The organism is Bacillus sp. CD3-5 (genome assembly GCF_006349665.1).
Lineage (GTDB): Bacteria > Bacillota > Bacilli > Bacillales > Bacillaceae_G > Bacillus_A > Bacillus_A paranthracis.
Map to the genome: position 1 here is coordinate 79,147 of NZ_VEPX01000010.1, position 17,900 is coordinate 97,046.

The window sequence follows — 17,900 nt, forward strand, 5'->3', positions numbered from 1 at the left end:
GGAAAAGATGAAAACATTGTTAGAGGTAAAAGATTTACAAGTCTCCTTTGATACACATGCAGGTGAAGTACAAGCTGTACGCGGCGTTACTTTTGATTTAAAAAAAGGGGAAACATTAGCGATTGTAGGAGAATCTGGTTCTGGGAAATCAGTTACTTCTAAAGCATTAATGGGATTAATTCCGAATCCTCCTGGACGCATTAAAAATGGTGAAATCGTATTTGAAGGTCGTGACTTAACGAAATTAACAGAAAAAGAAATGCAGCAAGTACGTGGTAAAGATATCGCGATGATTTTCCAAGATCCAATGACATCATTGAACCCAACGATGACAATTGGAAATCAAATTATGGAAGGCCTTATTAAACACCAAGGGATGAGTAAAGCAGATGCACGTAAAGTTGCTTTAGAATTAATCGACCTTGTAGGTATTCCAAATCCAGAAGCTCGTTTAAAGCAATATCCGCACCAATTCTCTGGTGGTATGAGACAGCGTGTAGTTATTGCGATGGCGTTAGCTTGTAACCCAAAATTATTGATTGCCGATGAGCCGACAACAGCGCTAGACGTTACGATTCAGGCACAAATTTTAGAGCTTATGAAGGACATTCAGCAAAAAACAGAAGCAGCAATTATTTTCATTACGCATGACTTAGGTGTAGTGGCAAACGTTGCGGACCGCGTAGCAGTTATGTACGCTGGTAAAGTTGTTGAAATCGGAACTGTAGATGAAATTTTCTACAATCCAAAACATCCGTATACTTGGGGCTTAATCGCATCTATGCCAAGTTTAGATGGTTCAGAGGAAGAGTTATACGCAATTCCTGGAACGCCTCCAGATTTATTGAAGCCGCCAAAGGGAGATGCTTTTGCACCACGTAACCCGCAGGCACTAAAAATTGATTTTGAAATGGACCCACCTTTATTTAAAGTAAGTGATACACACTATGCGGCAACTTGGTTACTTCATGAGCAAGCTCCAGAAGTAAGACCGCCGGCAGTCGTTGAAAAACGCATTCTTCAAATGAAAGCAGGTGAACAACATGACTAAACAACGTGAGAAATTAATTGAAGTAAAAAATGTAAAGCAGCACTTCGACGTGAGTGGTGGTGTTGTCAAAGCGGTTAATGATATTTCATTTGATATTTACCGCGGAGAAACATTTGGTCTTGTAGGAGAATCAGGTTGTGGTAAATCAACAACTGGAAGAACGATTATTCGTTTATATGATGCAACTGCTGGTGAAGTGTTGTTCGACGGTGAAAATGTACATGGTAAAAAATCACGCGCAGAATTGAAGAAATTCAATCGTAAAATGCAAATGATTTTCCAAGATCCATATGCATCATTAAACCCTCGTATGACAGTAGGGGATATTATTGCAGAAGGTATCGATATTCACGGACTAGCAAAAAACAAAAAAGAGCGTATGGACCGTGTTCATGAATTATTAAACACAGTTGGTTTAAATAAAGAACACGCAAACCGTTTCCCACATGAATTCTCAGGTGGACAACGTCAACGTATCGGTATCGCTCGCGCACTTGCTGTAGAACCTGAATTTATCATTGCCGATGAGCCAATCTCAGCACTTGACGTATCAATCCAGGCGCAAGTTGTAAACTTACTGAAAAAGCTACAAAAAGAAAAAGGTTTAACATACTTATTCATTGCCCACGATTTATCAATGGTAAAATACATTAGTGACCGCATTGGTGTAATGTACCGTGGTCAAATCGTTGAGCTAACAACAAGTGATGAGTTATATGCGAATCCAATTCATCCATATACAAAATCACTATTATCAGCAATTCCGCTTCCAGATCCAGATTATGAGCGCAATCGTAAACGTATCGTATACGATCCATCTCAGCATAATTATGGTAGTGAAGAACCGACAATGCGTGAAATTCGCCCGGGACATTTCGTACTATGTTCTGAAGCGGAGTATAAGAAATATAAAGAGATTTATCAATAATAAAACAGCCAATCTTCCGTTATGGAAGATTGGCTGTTTTTCTACTATATAAACAGTTTTATTGTTAACATTTGTTTGTAAGTGAATACATGCATTTGATTCAATGAGTATTACTGTGCCTGCACAGAAACAATCTCTTCTTGTTCTTCAGGTTTAACAAGTGCATAACGCTCCCACGCTCTACTTTTCCAGCGGAAGAACATAATAATGGCGCGCGTCCATTCATCAATAGCAATCGCTAACCAAATACCAACGAGTCCCATATCTAAATGGAATGCGAAAAAATAACCGAGTGGTAAACTCATTAACACCATAGAGAATGCGCCGATTAAAACGGGGTACTTTGCATCGCCAGCTGCGCGAAGTGAATTGATGATGACGATATTCATCGTACGCCCTGTTTCAAGTAATACACTTAGTAAAAGAACGCTTGCACCCAAAGCAATAATGTGCGGATTATCTGTAAATAGTCCCATTAATTGTGTGCGGAATGTAATAACGAGAGCGACCATACATAAAGTGACTCCAATTGCCCACTTTACACTTTTCCATACGCGTTCATATGCTTCATCTTTTTCACCACCGCCAACGAGGCGCCCGATAATAATGGCTGTTCCCATGCCAATCGCAATAGCGAATAAATAAGTAAACATAGAAATGTTCGTAGCGTATTGTCTAGCCGCTAATGATTCCGTTCCTAAATATGTTGCATAGTATAAGAAGACAATTTGGCAAGCTTGATACATAACCTGCTCAAATGCAGATGGAATCCCAATCTTTAAAATTTTCCCGATGTATTCTTTTGATAAAGTAAAGTAATATTGTAATTTCACACGGTATTCCATAACGCGGTACAGTAACCAGAAGAAAACGATAAGTGCGATTAATCTGCTGACAGCAGAAGAAATAGCAGCTCCTTGCACACCGAGCTCTGGGAAGCCAAATTTCCCGAAAATAAGTACGTAGTTTCCTGCGATATGAATAATATTCATTCCAAGTGAAATAAACATCGCTTGCTTTGTGAAGCCATGTACGCGGATAATTGCGGCTAATGAATTAATAATAGCTTGGAGGAAAATAGCTCCCCCGACGATAGATAAATAGCTTTGTGCATACATAAGTACATCGCCTTGTAAGTTCATTGCCATCATCATATGTTTTGAGAATAAAAGAAAACCAGCGCTTATAACGAGTCCGACCACTAAATTTAATGTGACGGCTAAAGCTGATATTTTAGATGCTTCCATAAAACGTTTGGAACCGAGGTATTGAGATACGACGATAGCTGCGCCGTTCCCGATGACTTCTAGTACCAAAATAGCGATATGGAGATATTGATTCGCTGCACCAACCCCAGATACAGCATCGTCTGATAATGCACTTAACATGAAAGTATCAGCGATCCCCATTAACATAAATAGAAAAACTTCTAGAAAAATAGGCCATGTTAATAAGAATAAACTTAATTTCTCAGTAGGCCCGTTTTTTGCCTGAATTGCTGTCATGTCCGTCCCCTCTTTACCGATATCTATTTTTAGCAAAGTGTATCGTAACATACTTTCTTATCCTTTGCACTCATTTTAACCTACATATCTTTATTATGAAGGGAGTGCTATTTTATGATAAAAAGAGAAGGATAATTATGCATAAAGTATTATGAAATATAAATTTTGTTTTTATCTGATAATTTAGAAAAGTTTAAAAATAATTGTTTTTAACACTTTAGTAAGGATAATCAGCAATATGAAACGTTTACAAAGGTTTATTTTTAAACAGAAAATTTTAATGAAATAGAAATATAAATATACAAAGAATATATTTGTGTGTATAATATGAATTGTTAGAACATATATATATTTCTATTTGTTTGAAAATGAAAGGGCTAACATTTTTGTGGAGGGTGGAAATATGAAAAAAAAGATGCCAGTTTTTGTAGTATCAACAGTAGCGATGAGCATGATGTTAGGGGCATGTAGCTACCAAAAAGATGAACCGCAAGCGAACGCAAAAGGGGATAGCGGGAAAAGCGGTGCAAAGCAAGTCATTAATTTAATTGAAACGCAAGAAATTCCAACGATGGATCCAGCGTTATCAGCGGATGCGGTTTCTTCAAGAGTAATGACTAATACGATGGAAGGCTTATACAGTTTAGGAAAAGATGATAAGCTAGTTCCTGGTGTAGCGAAGGAATTTAAAAAGTCAGAAGACGGTAAAAAATATACATTTACATTACGTGAAGACGCAAAATGGTCAAATGGTGAGCCTGTAACGGCGAAAGATTTCGTATATGCATGGCAAAGAGCAATTAATCCAGATACAGCTGCGAAATCAGCGTACATTATGTATGATATAAAAAACGCAGAAAAAATTAATAAAAAAGAGATGAGTCCGGATCAATTAGGTGTAAAAGCGATTGATGATCATACATTAGAAGTGGAATTAGATAATTCCATTCCATACCTTGTAGATTTAATGGTATATCCAATCTTCTATCCTGTGAATGAAAAGTTCGTGAAAGAGCAAGGTACGAAGTTTGGTTTAGAAGCGAATACAACGCTTTATAACGGACCATTTACATTAAGTGATTGGCAACATGAACGTAGCTTTAAAATGACAAAGAGCCCGTCATATTGGGACAATAAAGAAGTGAAGATTGAGGAAGTAAACTTTAATATTGTTAAAGATACGTCTACACCAATTAATTTATATGAAACAAACGCAGTCGATCGAGCGACGTTATTAGCGGAGTTCATCGATAAATATAAAGGAAAACCAGATTTCCAAACAGTAGAAGATACATCTGTATTCTTCCTTCGTTTAAATCAAAAAGATCCAGCTTTAGCAAATAAAAATATTCGTAAAGCAATTTCACTTGCTTTTGAACGTAAGCCGTTCGTTGATACATTATTAAATAACGGTTCTAAGCCAGCAACAGGATTAATTCCTGATAACTTCATTAAAGGACCGGATAAAAAAGACTTCCGTGCTGTAAATGGAGATATTGTAAAACCAAACGTGAAAGAAGCGAAGAAATATTGGGAAGCTGGTAAAAAAGAGCTTGGTAAAAATGAAATCGAATTAGAGTTATTAAATGAAGATGTTGAATTATCGAAGAAAACGGGTGAATATTTAAAAGGTGAGTTAGAAAAGAATTTACCAGGTTTAACAGTGAAAATTAAACAACAACCATTCGCACAAAAACTAAAATTAGAAGATGCGGGCGATTTTGTCATGTCATTCTCTGGATGGAGTGCGGACTTCCCAGATCCAATTACATATCTTGATATGTTTGTAACTGACGGATCACAAAATAAAATGAAATATTCTAATCCGAAATATGATGAGATTATCATGAAAGCGAAAAAAGATGGAAGCGATGTAAATGCTCGTTGGAAAAGCTTACTAGAAGCAGAGAAAATGTTACTTGATGACGCTGCGATTGTTCCAGTATATCAACGTGGTAGAGCATACTTGCAAAGAGATTCAATTAAAAATATGTACAACCATAAATATGGCGGCGATTTAAGCTTTAAATGGGCGTCAGTAGAGAAATAAGAAAAAAGCAGGTGATTACCTGCTTTTTTTAATACGTACGTTTTTTATAAATACCTTTCCCGCCGACCTCGTTCCAGCCGGATTGGACATCCAAACTTTTATTAACAAACTTCATCTTTTCTTTTCCGCCAAAGAGTTTTTCACCAATGCTATTTGTAATGACACCAATCAATGCTGTTATTCCGATGATGAGGGTAGCAACAGTGACAAAATCAATAAAAAAAGCAATCATTTGCAAATTCCTCCCCCTTTGTCTGTCTGTATTTTTATTGTATGAGATAAAAGATAAAAAAGAAAGAAATGTCAGAAAAATAATGGATTTATTTTAGAAATCGTATAGACATGAATGAGAATGTTTGTTAAAATAAGAACAAACGTTCTTTTGAATTCTCACTTATATAGTCTTACATTTCATAATTGATTTATCAAGAAAAGGTAAGAAAACGTTCTCTTTTTCATAGGAAAGATTATGGAGAAATAACTATAAATCATATGAAGAATCTATGAATAGCAAGCGTTAATAGGGTTGAATGTTATTGTTAAAGAACAGCTAAAGTGAGTACGATTATGTTACATAGCAGTGGAATGCACAGAAGAGTTTTCTCAATTAGAAGGAAATTTACTGTATATTTCTTGCAAAATCTATTGTATAATGATTATAGAAGTTACTTATTAAAAGTAATTGTTGTTTACTAAAAGTTGTTGCTTACATGAAATGCAATTTTTTTACTTTGTTTTGAGACAAGGTATCGTGAAAAATTGCTGAATTTAGAAATTTAAACTGTAATTAGTACAGAATTTGTACTCTTTAAGGAGAGTGAGCTTTGTATGGTAACATTATATAGTTCTCCAAGCTGTACGTCTTGTAGAAAGGCGAAATTATGGCTAGAGGAAAATCATATTCCTTATACAGAACGTAATATTTTCTCAGATCCATTAACGATTGAGGAAATTAAAGAGATTTTACGTATGACAGAAAGCGGAACGGATGAGATTATTTCTACTCGTTCAAAAGTTTTCCAAGAATTAAATGTAAACTTAGAGTCTTTACCACTTCAAGATTTATATAAGATGATTCGTGACTATCCAGGGATTTTACGTCGTCCAATTATGATTGACGAGAAACGCCTTCAAGTAGGTTACAATGAAGACGAAATCCGCCGTTTCTTACCACGTACAGTAAGAACGTTCCAATTGCGTGAAGCACAGCGTCTTGTAAATTAATTATAATAATATGAAAACCTTCTACCTATTATATAGTAGAAGGTTTTTTTTAATGTTTCACATTGCGTAATCGAACTTGTTGTACGATAAAGCCGACGCATAAAATAGTGAAAATGAACAAATAGGGAATGCCTGCAGTGAAACTTGGATTGTTATGAAAAAAGGTTGCAAGTCTATCTTCATGTGTGACCATTTTGCCTGCTGTATAAGCGAGAATTGCTGCCCCGCAATAAATAAGGAATGGAAAACGTTCCATAAGCATTAAAATGAGTTTGCTACCCCAAATAATAATCGGGATAGAAATGAGCAAGCCGATTATTACGAGTGAAAATCTTCCGTGAGCTGCCCCTGCAATGGCAATAACGTTGTCAAATCCCATAACAAGGTCCGCGAATACAATTGTACGCACAGCTTGAAATAAAGTTGTTTTTCCTTGAATAGAAGAAAGATCATTGCTATTATCAGTTAGTAAATTTACTGCAATCAATGTAAGTAAAACGCCCCCGATAAGTTGCAGAAATGGAATGTCGAGTAAATAGACAGCTAGTATAGTAAGGACAATTCTAAGTACGATTGCTAAAAGAGTACCGATCAAAATAGCTTTATTTCGTTTTGATTCAGGTAAATTTCGGCTAGCTAGTGCGATAACAATTGCGTTGTCACCACCTAATACAACATCGATACCGACAATCATTAGTACAGATGTTAAAAACTCTAAGTCCATTCGTCTGCCTCCATTTATGATGTTTTAATAAGCGAACTATATGTATGTGGTGAATCTTCTCTAATAAAAGTTTCACTTTATTACAGTGTACGGGGGAAGGTGGAAATGTATGTCCAAATTTTTTAGGAGTGAGAAATCGCTATAATGATATATTTGTGTAGATGGTCGATTAAAGATAGGCATATAACTATTTTTGTAAAATAAATCGATTTTATTTCCATTCTGGAGAATCTTATCATAAAATGAGAGTACAAGAATCTATTGATTTGTCATATGAGTGGGGAATCCCTTCATAACAATTCTAAGCAGGAAGGGAGAGTTGTATTTTGGATATTGAAAGAATTAATGATCATACGATGAAATTTTTTATTACGTACATTGATATAGAGGACAGAGGCTTTAATCGTGAGGAAATTTGGTATGACCGCGAAAGAAGCGAAGAGCTCTTTTGGGAAATGATGGACGAAGCTCGTGATCATGACGATTTCTTTATTGATGGGCCGTTATGGATTCAAGTGCAAGCAGTCGATAAAGGGATTGAAGTACTTGTAACGAAAGCAGAACTTTCAAAGGATGGACAAAAGCTAGAACTACCAATAGGTGTAGATAAAATTATAGACATTCCTCTAGACGAAGGCATTGAATCATTATTCCAGCAAGAATTAGTGGAAGAGGTAGAAGAACAAGTAGGAACAAACTTTAACGAAGATGGTACGTTTGGCTTTTTAATTAAGTTTAATGATTTTGAAGATGTCATTTCATTAAGTCACCGTCTTATCTTTGAAGATATAAAAGATGAGCTGTATTCATTTGAGGACCGCTATTATGTATATGTGGAATTCGATGAAGTGCTACATGATGAGGAAGAAATTGATCGCATTTTAAGTATTGTTTTAGAATACGGAGAAGAATCAACTTTAACAATTCATCGTGTAAGTGAGTATGGGAAACAAATTGTGAAAGAGCATGCGCTTGAAACAATTCGCAATAATTTTCCTGCTAAAACGTAGGCCGATTTCTGTAGTATGAAATCGGCTTTTTATATGAAGAATAGGAAAGCTTTCTTAGTAAGGAGGTAAGAGATGAAAAATACGTTAAAGTTGATTTTCTTTGTTTTACTATTGTTTGCATTATTTGTTTCATTACGTATGTTTATTGATGTGGCATTTTATTCGGATGTAATTGGGATAAAAGATGTTTCGATTTTAGGTATTATTAGTATTTTATTTACGGTATCTGCATTTTTAATTGGCTGCGTTATTTTCTTAGAGAACCGTCATCCGTCAAAAACACTTACATGGCTCATTGTGTTAGGTATTTTTCCCGTATTTGGATTCTTCGCTTATTTATTATTCGGACAAAACTTTCGGAGGAAGAGAATGTTCCAAAAGAAGGCGTTGCTCGATGAACAAGCGTTTTTACAATATAAGGGGCATGAAGATTACGAAGAACGGATTTTGCGCAATCATAAGCATCAAGAGCTGTTATTTCGTTTAGCGGATCGCTTAGGCGCTTTAAATATTTCATTTCAAACTGAAACGAGAACATTAACAAATGGAGATGAAACGTTTCAGGCCATTTTAGATGGATTAAAACGAGCGAAACATCACATTCATATGGAATATTACATTGTGCGTGATGATAAGCTTGGAACAGAAATTAAAGATATTTTAATACAAAAATCAAAAGAGGGCGTAGTCGTTCGTTTTTTATTTGATGCGGTTGGAAGTTTTAAATTATCAAAATCGTATATTGAAGAATTAAACGATGCAGGTGTCGAAATGATTCCGTTCTTCCCTGTACGCTTTCCGATTTTAAACGATAAGATTAATTATAGAAACCACCGAAAAATCGTTATTATTGATGGAAATGAAGGGTTTGTAGGTGGATTAAATATTGGTGATGAATATTTAGGGAAGGATAAGTACTTCGGCTTTTGGCGAGACACACATTTATATTTGCGTGGTGAAGCTGTTCAAAGCTTGCAGCTTATTTTCCTTCAAGATTGGTTTTATATGACTGGTGAGGCTGTGCTAGCCCCTGAATATTTACAAGCGAAAGCAGTTGAGGGAGAGCATTGGGGAGGCGTGCAGCTCGTTGCAGGTGGGCCGGATAATAAATGGGAAACCATTAAACATTTATATTTTGCCATGATTGCTTCTGCCAGGAAATCTATTTGGATTGCGACGCCGTATTTCATTCCGGATGATGATATTTTATCCGCATTAAAGGTAGCGGCACTTGCTGGTATCGATGTTCGTTTGTTAATGCCGAGTAAGCCTGATAAGCGCACTGTCTTTTACGCATCGAGATCGTATTTCCCAGAGCTTTTAGATGCAGGGGTAAAGATATATGAATACGAAAAAGGTTTTCTCCATAGTAAAGTTGTCATTGTCGATTCTGATTTAGCTTCAATTGGGACAGCGAATATGGATATGAGAAGTTTTCATTTGAACTTTGAAGTAAATGCCTTTTTATATGATACAGATAGCATTCGAAAACTTGTTCAAGATTTTAAAGACGATTTAGAAGAATCAAGTGAAATTCATGTCGATCGTTTTCATAAAAGGCGTCTTCATAGACGAATTGTTGAATCAACGTACCGGTTATTATCACCTTTATTATAAAGAGAGATGTCCGAAATTGGGACATCTCTTTTTTAAAAAGGAATTTGTAATAAATTGTAGAATATAAGGAGCTGAAAGGGTGTGATTCCGATATTTATCGCAAAAAGAGAAAATGGAGAAAAAATTCATCTACTCGATCATCATGATGAAGAGCTTTTACACCATATGCGTAAAAGGGAAAGTTTCTTTTGCATAGCTTGCGGGAAGGAAGTACTAATGAGATTAGGAAAACAAAAAAAGTGGCATTTTGCTCATAAGAAAGTAGATTCATGTTTAGCCTTTTATGAAGCAGAATCCACATATCATATGTACGGTAAAGAATTGTTATATCGGTGGTTCAAACGTCAAAATGTTCATGTAGAGATAGAGCATTATCTGCCAGAGATTCAGCAACGACCGGATATTTTTATAGAGAGAGCAGGGAGAAAAATTGCGATTGAATATCAATGCGCAAATCTTTCCATAGAACAGCTCTGCAAACGAACTTATTCGTATTGGCAAGCTGGTATACAGGTCATTTGGATTATTGGTGGAAATCAATTGAAAAAGCACTCTGCATACTGGATGAAATTCTCCTCAATTATGGCTTTCTCCTTACAATCTTATCCTCAGCCACTTCTTATTTTCTTCTGTTCGAAACAAAAATCATTTATGAAATGCGCGTTTATCACTTCATTTTCTACAAGCGTCTCTTTCTCACACATTATATATTTACCAATTGAAACGACTACTTTTGAAATGCTCTTTTCTCCCGTTCCATTCAAAAAAGAAATATTAGACCGAGAATGGAAGAAGCGAAAGGACTATTTTCGAAAAAATGCTTTGCCTATTTGGAATTATAATTATAAGTCACTATTACGCCTCTTGTATCAATGTAAATGTACCCCAGCAAATTTCCCTTCTGAAATTGGTGTGCCGCTCCCGTCCTCATTTGCTTTTCAAACAAATCCATTTATATGGCAAGCTTTTCTGTATATGAAGTGTATAGGCGAGCTTGCGATAGGGGAGTGTATTTCCCTCGAGTATGCGTGTAGCTATGTGAAAAAGTATACGAAAAGGCGGATGCTCCCGTACTTTTCAACACATATATGGAAAGTAGCAGTTACTGAGTATATGACATTTTTATGTTGTGCAGGCGTATTACGTAAAGTAGGGACTTATAAGTACCGGAAAATAAGGGGGATAGCTATGTTAAAAACTGAAGAGGAAGTTATAAAATATGATGCAATTTGCTTAGCGTATGCCTTATCTTTATTTGAGGCAAAGTACAACATGAGAGAAGGAAAAGGGGATATAATAAAGACTGATCGTGAAGGAATTACATAAGAAAAATCGAATTGTATGTAAGTAGAGATATTTAAAGGAGGGCTTAAAGGATGTCTGAACAAAACACAGCAAAAACATTACCAGATCGCAAAGAAATTGAAGAATCAAGTACGTGGCGGTTAGAAGATATTTTCCAAACAGATGCAGAATGGGAAAAAGAATTCCAAGCCATTAAAGAGCTATTACCGAAGTTAACTGAATTTAAAGGGAAACTGGGTGACTCTGCGAACAATTTACTGGAAGCATTGCAATATGAAGATGAAATTTCAATGCGATTAGGTAAGCTATATACATATGCACATATGCGTTACGATCAAGATACAACAAACTCTGTGTATCAAGCGTTAAATGACCGCGCGACAAATTTATATTCACAAGTATCTAGTAGCACAGCATATATTGTGCCTGAAATTTTATCGATTTCAGAAGATACACTGCAAACATTCTTGAAAGAAAATAGAGACTTAAGTGTATATGAGCATGCGTTAGAAGAAATTACGCGTCAACGCCCTCACGTATTATCTGAAGCGGAAGAGGCTCTATTAGCAGAAGCATCTGAAGTAATGAGTGCGTCAAGTAATACATTTGGTATGTTGAATAATGCGGATTTGAAATTCCCATCTATTAAAGGTGAGGATGGAGAAGAAGTAGAAATTACACATGGTCGTTACATTCAGTTTTTAGAAAGTGATGATCGTCGTGTGCGTGAAGATGCATTCAAAGCTGTATATGAAACGTACGGAAAATATAAGAACACATTTGCAAGTACGTTAAGCGGAGCTGTAAAGCGTAATAATTTCAATGCACGTGTTCGTAAATATGACTCTGCACGTCAAGCAGCATTAAGTAATAATAATATTCCTGAAGCGGTGTATGATCAACTTGTTCAATCTGTAAATGACAATTTACACTTGCTACATCGATACATTGATATTCGTAAGCGTGCGCTAGGGCTTGATGAGCTTCATATGTATGATTTATATACACCACTTGTACCAGAAGTGAAAATGAATGTGAAGTATGAAGAAGCGCAAGACATGTTATTAAAGTCTTTACATGTACTTGGTGATGAGTATGTTGACATTTTAAAAGAAGCATATGAAAATCGCTGGGTAGATGTGTATGAGAATAAAGGAAAAAGAAGCGGAGCATATTCATCTGGTGCATATGGAACAAATCCGTATATTTTAATGAACTGGCATGATAATGTAAATAATTTATTTACACTTGCTCATGAGTTTGGTCATTCGGTGCATAGTTACTACACAAGAAAAACGCAGCCGCACGTATACGGTGACTATTCAATCTTCGTTGCAGAAGTAGCATCAACTTGTAATGAAGCGCTTCTAAACGATTATTTATTAAAAACGACAGAAGATAAGAAAGAGCGTCTATACTTATTAAATCATTATTTAGAAGGATTCCGTGGTACTGTATTCCGTCAAACGATGTTCGCAGAGTTTGAGCATATGATTCATAAGAAAGTACAAGAGGGACATGCGGTTACGCCAGACATGTTAACGGAGATTTACTATGATTTAAATAAGAAATATTTCGGTGATTCTTTAGTAATTGATGAAGAAATTGGTTTAGAGTGGTCTCGTATTCCGCACTTCTACTACAACTATTACGTATATCAATACGCAACAGGATTTAGTGCAGCGACGGCTCTATCTAAACAAATTTTAGAAGAAGGGCAACCAGCAGTAGAACGTTACATTAATGAGTTCTTAAAAGCAGGAAGCTCAGATTACCCAATTGAAGTGCTGAAAAAAGCTGGAGTAGATATGGCATCTCCAGAACCAGTAAAAGAAGCATTGCAAGTATTTGAAGAGAAATTAAATGAATTAGAAGCATTATTATTTGAAGAGAAGTAATAGAAAAGACGAGGGAATTACCTCGTCTTTTTCTTGATGTTATTTTGTCGATATTTGTCGAAAAAATTAAGCGAATGGTCTTCTTTTTCTAAATTAGAAGACAGTTTTACAGTTTATTAAAACCCTTTAAATCGTTTTTTATGGTTGAAATAAGAGAGAGCGATGACAATGACTCCAAATAAAAGAGGGAAGGCAATCATTTTAGGAAAAGCTTGTAGTAGAGAGAGGATGTACAAGAAAAAAGAAATGATGACAGCTAGAATGATAAGTAAAATATACGTTTTTTTCATACAAAACACCTCCAAAATAGCTTTTTTATAGCTTATTCAAAAATGAAAACGTTTAGAATGTGACAAAAGTGTGAAATTCGACAAAAGGGGTTGTCATCTGACGTCGAATCTTGTAATATAATAAGCGTGAACGAATTCACATACAAACATATACCCCTTTGTTTGAACGTGAAAATTTCTCCCATCCCCTTTAATATTTTTATAAGCCGTAAAGAAAAAGACCTGGTGTTTACACCAGGTCTTTTTCTTTTGCTATCCATTTCCAATAACGCTCACATTTTACGTCAATCATTTGTACTTTTCGTTTCAGTTGTAATTTTTTTAGTTCACGTTCAATTTCTTGCTTCGAGCAGTCATATATAAATGCTACTTCTTTTGAAGAGATAAATTGTGTCGCTTCCAGTAATACTTCTAAAGTTGGTAATGGCTCTGGCTCGATTTCACATTTTACAAGTTCTTTCAATAATTGTACGTAGACGTCGTAGGAATACGTTCCAGCGATTTTAATACCTTCTTCATCTGAATTTGCATGAAAGAATACGAGAGAAGGTATTTCTGTAATATGCATCTCATTTGTGAATTTTAAGTCACATTGGAAAGCCTTTTTTGCGCTAGCGGAATATAGGTCTTTTTTAAATTCTTCTACATCAATATTGCTATCTTTTGCGCATGCAAGCAATAATTCGCAGTCAGGATTTGATACATTTTCAAGGAAAATGTATTCTTGGAGTTTTCGCAAAAACTTCGAACCTGCTTTTCGGCCTTGCAACTCCGCTGCTTTAATTGCCATCGAAACTAAATATGGTGTTGACGATGCTTCTTGCATATGTACCTTTCCATCACATGAAAAACCTTGTAAACTTGTTGTCTTTTCCCACACAAATCGAATATTAGCAGGTTTATTCCATTTGTGTGAGGAAGCGTTCGTTCCGTCCACTTTTCCTGTTACGATATGACGAATAGAGAAGTATTTCCCATATTCAAGCCATAGTTTAATAATAAAGGGTTCAATTTCCCAGCAATCTTTACAAAGTGGATCAATAAATAAATATGCTTCTACAGACTTATGCTCACATGCGGAAGGAGATGGCATATTGATATGCTTTGCTTCCTGTTTATCCATTATATTTCACCTGTTTCGTCTGGAGTATTAACCATATGCTGAGCAGTTAATGCTAAACGTTCAAAAACGAACTCTCTTATATGACCGTGCACTCCTGTGTCATCCATTGCTTGCTCCATGCACGATAGCCAAGCCTCTGCTCGTTTTGGAGTAATCTCAAACGGGAGATGGCGTGCTCTTAACATAGGATGACCATGTTCTTCCGTATACAAATTAGGACCACCTAAATATTGTGTTAAAAATTGCTTCTGCTTCCTAGCTGTTTCTGTTAAATCATCCGGGAAGATGGGAGATAGGTCAGGGTGTTTACTGACATAGGAATAAAATGTGTCTACTAATATTGCAATGCATTGTTCACCGCCAATTGCTTCAAATGGTGTCATCGGTTGCTTGCTCATCCTTTTAAACTCCTTTTTCCATGAAATGTATATCTATTGTAGCAATGGAATGTTAGGGAGGGCAAATAAACAGCCTTCATAACGTTCTTTGCTTATTCTACAGATGTAAAAGAATCCTTTCTTTTTCAAAAAGTGAGATGTATCCACTAGTAGAACGTATTCACTAGTGGAATTTTCACTTTAGCGTGCTTTGTTTTGTTTGGCAAGGAAAAAGCGTTTTACTTTATTATTTGTATGACGTATTGGTATGTCGTGTTGCTTTAATAAATGAATAAATGCAGCTTTGCCTGCTTCTTCATCTTGCACTTCAAATTCAATTTCATAATCATCGTGATTGTAATAGAAACTATGATCAAAGACAAGCGTTCCGCCTTCAAATAGTGTTTCGGCTCTTTCAGTTGTTAAACTACCCATATAAGTTAAAGCAGAAACAGGAATTTGTAATGTGTGTAGTTGATCTACTACAGCGCCTTGAATAATTGTATTTGTTTCCATCATCAATCTTGCTTCATCTGCTGTTATAACTTGATGCGTTTCTAACAAGCCGACTTCTGCAGGTTGTTTCAATGTTAATGTATAAGTTTCTCCTTTATGACGAATACGAAGTGCAGAGCCAGCTTCTTTTAATGAGAGGCTCGGTGTTTCAAAGTAGTGATTCACCTGTTTCGTAAATCCTTCAATAGAGAATGATTTACATAATGTATGGAATTCTTCTTCTGTAACAATATTTTTAAATTCAATTTCAATTTCTTGTGTCATTGTATGCGCGCTCCTTTTGAAAAATAATTCTTTACACATTATCGCTTTTTCACAAATTTGGTTCAATGTTTTATTTGTTTGCGTCCATGTTATGATACAATAATACTGTTAAGTAAGACAGGAAGTTGAGATGGAGGAGTTAGAGCATGCAAAATAAAATCCAAGTTAAGAGCGTAGAAAAGAGAGAGAATGCTCTTATTTTTTGTGCGGAAAATAGTGAAATAGAGGTAAAGGAGTTAAGTGCGCGTAATCACGTACTTGTAGACTCAGATAATTTATCATTTTTATATATCTTAGAAAACGAATCATCTTTCATTTATGTAAGCATTCCGCATACATGCTGGGAAGCAATGCATGAAGCGATGAATAACGACGTGGTTATGTTCGTTCGCGTGAATGACATTGAAATGGAATTAGAAGGTTTGAAAGAAGAAGTAGAATATTTAGTTGAAAATATTGAAGGTAATGCAAATTACGGAGAAGAACTAGTAACTGCTGTAGAAAAAGTATTTCTATAAGCAAATGGATTGATTTTGGTGGTGGTTGAAATGAATCGAAATTGGGAAGAATTTTTAGCACCTTACCACCAAGCGGTGGCAGAGCTGAAAGTGAAACTAAAAGGAATGCGCACTCAATTTGCAATGTTAACAGAGCATTCTCCAATTGAGTTTGTAACAGGAAGGGTAAAGTCGGTTGCAAGTATTATTGATAAAGCGGAGAAGAGAAATGTACCGTTAGACAGGCTAAGAGAAGATATGCAAGATATCGCGGGCCTTCGAATGATGTGTCAATTTGTTGATGAGATTAAGCCTGTTGTAGAATATCTTCGAAAACGAAATGACTTTGAAATCGTGGAAGAACGTGATTACGTCACGCAGAAGAAAGATAGCGGTTATCGTTCTTATCACGTTGTCATTAGTTACCCAGTTCAAACGATTCAAGGTGAACAAAAAGTATTGGTAGAAATCCAAATACGTACGCTAGCAATGAACTTTTGGGCAACAATTGAGCATTCTTTAAATTATAAATATAGTGGACGTTTTCCTGAAGATATTAAAATACGCTTGCAACGTGCAGCGGAAGCAGCATTTTTATTAGATGAAGAAATGTCTTCTATCCGTCTTGAAATTCAAGAAGCGCAGAAAGCTTTTTCAAGAAAGCAAGAAACGAAAGATTCCGAATCATAAACTAAAGGGTGTTGGGCGATGAAATTTACAATTATGTCAAAGGGAGATCAATCATCAGATGCACTGGCAAGCACGATGAAAGAATACTTGCTAGATTTTGGATTTATAATGGATGAAAAGGAACCCGATATTGTAATTTCTGTTGGGGGAGATGGAACGCTTTTATATGCGTTTCATCGTTATTATAATCGATTGGATGAAACAGCATTTGTTGGTGTACATACAGGGCATTTAGGTTTCTATGCAGATTGGTTACCGACAGAAGTAGAGAAATTAGTAATTGCAATTGCTAAAACACCATTCCAAGTGGTGGAATATCCGCTTTTAGAAGTGATTATTCGCTATGTGAATGGGAGTAAAGAGTCGCAGTATTTAGCGATGAATGAAGCGACTGTAAAAAGTGCAGAAGGTACATTAGTAACAGAAGTGGAAATACGCGGAGAGTACTTTGAAACGTTCCGTGGGGATGGCCTTTGTATTTCTACTCCTTCGGGAAGTACTGCGTATAATAAGGCGCTTGGCGGAGCAATTATTCACCCTTCTATTGAAGCGATTCAAATTGCGGAAATGGCATCTATTAATAACCGGGTGTTTCGTACAGTAGGTTCGCCGCTCGTATTGCCGAAACATCATACATGCGTGCTGAAGCCGACTGCAGGAATGAACTTACAAATTACGGTGGACCATTTAACGATGGTTCATCAAGATGTGAAATCAATTCAGTATCGCGTGGCAAATGAGAAAGTACGATTCGTTCGTTTCCGTCCATTTCCGTTCTGGAAACGAGTTCGTGACTCGTTTGTTGCAGATAAATAGAAAGGGTTTATATAT

The 17,900-nt window shown here is 36.0% G+C and carries 18 protein-coding genes; 11 read left to right on the forward strand and 7 right to left on the reverse strand.

Annotated features, from left to right (window positions below):
* Window positions 1-7: 7 nt before the first annotated feature.
* Window positions 8-1,051, forward strand: coding sequence for an ABC transporter ATP-binding protein (locus FH036_RS18710; protein WP_000854348.1), 1,044 nt, complete (start codon window positions 8-10; stop codon window positions 1,049-1,051).
* Entirely contained in the window at window positions 1,044-1,979 is a 936-nt protein-coding gene (locus FH036_RS18715; RefSeq protein WP_000166346.1) for an ABC transporter ATP-binding protein, read from the forward strand. The genes FH036_RS18710 and FH036_RS18715 overlap by 8 nt, the downstream gene beginning before the upstream one ends.
* Before the next feature lie 110 nt (window positions 1,980-2,089).
* On the opposite strand, the gene FH036_RS18720 is transcribed toward FH036_RS18715, so the two are convergent.
* A complete protein-coding gene (locus FH036_RS18720; protein ID WP_002035938.1) occupies window positions 2,090-3,535 on the reverse strand; it encodes an MATE family efflux transporter in 1,446 nt (481 codons plus the stop codon).
* Window positions 3,536-3,887: 352 nt separating this feature from the next.
* Here FH036_RS18720 and FH036_RS18725 point away from each other — a divergent pair, with 352 nt between their 5' ends.
* Complete coding sequence (locus tag FH036_RS18725) at window positions 3,888-5,534, forward strand: peptide ABC transporter substrate-binding protein (protein WP_000728613.1); 1,647 nt, start codon at window positions 3,888-3,890, stop codon at window positions 5,532-5,534.
* Window positions 5,535-5,562: 28 nt separating this feature from the next.
* Here the strand turns inward: FH036_RS18725 and FH036_RS18730 are convergent, their stop codons facing one another.
* On the reverse strand, window positions 5,563-5,766 hold the full coding sequence (locus FH036_RS18730) for a hypothetical protein (RefSeq protein WP_000559980.1): 204 nt from the start codon (window positions 5,764-5,766) through the stop codon (window positions 5,563-5,565).
* A 596-nt stretch (window positions 5,767-6,362) separates the two neighbouring features.
* Here FH036_RS18730 and spx point away from each other — a divergent pair.
* A complete protein-coding gene (gene spx, locus FH036_RS18735) occupies window positions 6,363-6,758 on the forward strand; it encodes a transcriptional regulator Spx (protein ID WP_000258267.1) in 396 nt (131 codons plus the stop codon).
* A gap of 49 nt (window positions 6,759-6,807) precedes the next feature.
* On the opposite strand, the gene FH036_RS18740 is transcribed toward spx, so the two are convergent.
* Window positions 6,808-7,482 (reverse strand): TerC family protein, encoded by a 675-nt coding sequence (locus FH036_RS18740; RefSeq protein WP_139896083.1) that lies wholly within the window; start codon window positions 7,480-7,482, stop codon window positions 6,808-6,810.
* A gap of 326 nt (window positions 7,483-7,808) precedes the next feature.
* Between FH036_RS18740 and mecA the strand changes: the two genes are divergently transcribed.
* The 4 genes from mecA (at window position 7,809) to pepF (ending at window position 13,312) form a co-directional block, all read left to right on the forward strand.
* Entirely contained in the window at window positions 7,809-8,492 is a 684-nt protein-coding gene (mecA, locus tag FH036_RS18745; protein WP_000350720.1) for an adaptor protein MecA, read from the forward strand.
* Window positions 8,493-8,564: 72 nt separating this feature from the next.
* The gene (locus FH036_RS18750; protein ID WP_000799201.1) at window positions 8,565-10,109 is read left to right on the forward strand and encodes a cardiolipin synthase; all 1,545 of its coding nucleotides are present in this window, start codon (window positions 8,565-8,567) and stop codon (window positions 10,107-10,109) included.
* A gap of 81 nt (window positions 10,110-10,190) precedes the next feature.
* Window positions 10,191-11,435: a competence protein CoiA gene (locus tag FH036_RS18755; RefSeq protein ID WP_139896084.1), complete on the forward strand. Its 1,245-nt coding sequence runs from the start codon at window positions 10,191-10,193 to the stop codon at window positions 11,433-11,435.
* 50 nt (window positions 11,436-11,485) lie between these two features.
* The gene (pepF, locus tag FH036_RS18760; RefSeq protein ID WP_000003388.1) at window positions 11,486-13,312 is read left to right on the forward strand and encodes an oligoendopeptidase F; all 1,827 of its coding nucleotides are present in this window, start codon (window positions 11,486-11,488) and stop codon (window positions 13,310-13,312) included.
* Window positions 13,313-13,428: 116 nt separating this feature from the next.
* Here the strand turns inward: pepF and FH036_RS27180 are convergent, their stop codons facing one another.
* From FH036_RS27180 to FH036_RS18775, 4 genes are all read right to left on the reverse strand, one after another.
* On the reverse strand, window positions 13,429-13,602 hold the full coding sequence (locus tag FH036_RS27180) for a hypothetical protein (RefSeq protein WP_041184086.1): 174 nt from the start codon (window positions 13,600-13,602) through the stop codon (window positions 13,429-13,431).
* A 229-nt stretch (window positions 13,603-13,831) separates the two neighbouring features.
* Window positions 13,832-14,725, reverse strand: a complete 894-nt coding sequence (locus FH036_RS18765; protein ID WP_000360653.1) for a ClpXP adapter SpxH family protein — start codon at window positions 14,723-14,725, stop codon at window positions 13,832-13,834.
* Window positions 14,725-15,123 carry a globin domain-containing protein gene (locus FH036_RS18770; protein ID WP_000043380.1) on the reverse strand — a complete coding sequence of 133 codons (399 nt, stop codon included), beginning with the start codon at window positions 15,121-15,123 and terminating at the stop codon, window positions 14,725-14,727. Before FH036_RS18770 ends, FH036_RS18765 begins: the two co-directional genes overlap by 1 nt.
* Before the next feature lie 180 nt (window positions 15,124-15,303).
* Window positions 15,304-15,882 (reverse strand): CYTH domain-containing protein, encoded by a 579-nt coding sequence (locus FH036_RS18775; protein ID WP_000191107.1) that lies wholly within the window; start codon window positions 15,880-15,882, stop codon window positions 15,304-15,306.
* A gap of 146 nt (window positions 15,883-16,028) precedes the next feature.
* On the opposite strand from FH036_RS18775, the gene FH036_RS18780 reads away from it, so the two are divergent.
* From FH036_RS18780 to FH036_RS18790, 3 genes are read left to right on the forward strand one after another with little or no spacing between them, the layout of a single operon-like run.
* Window positions 16,029-16,400 (forward strand): UPF0738 family protein, encoded by a 372-nt coding sequence (locus FH036_RS18780; RefSeq protein ID WP_001180003.1) that lies wholly within the window; start codon window positions 16,029-16,031, stop codon window positions 16,398-16,400.
* A 30-nt stretch (window positions 16,401-16,430) separates the two neighbouring features.
* Entirely contained in the window at window positions 16,431-17,069 is a 639-nt protein-coding gene (yjbM, locus tag FH036_RS18785) for a GTP diphosphokinase (protein WP_001081482.1), read from the forward strand.
* An 18-nt stretch (window positions 17,070-17,087) separates the two neighbouring features.
* Complete coding sequence (locus tag FH036_RS18790) at window positions 17,088-17,885, forward strand: NAD kinase (protein ID WP_000673184.1); 798 nt, start codon at window positions 17,088-17,090, stop codon at window positions 17,883-17,885.
* Window positions 17,886-17,900 lie beyond the last annotated feature (15 nt).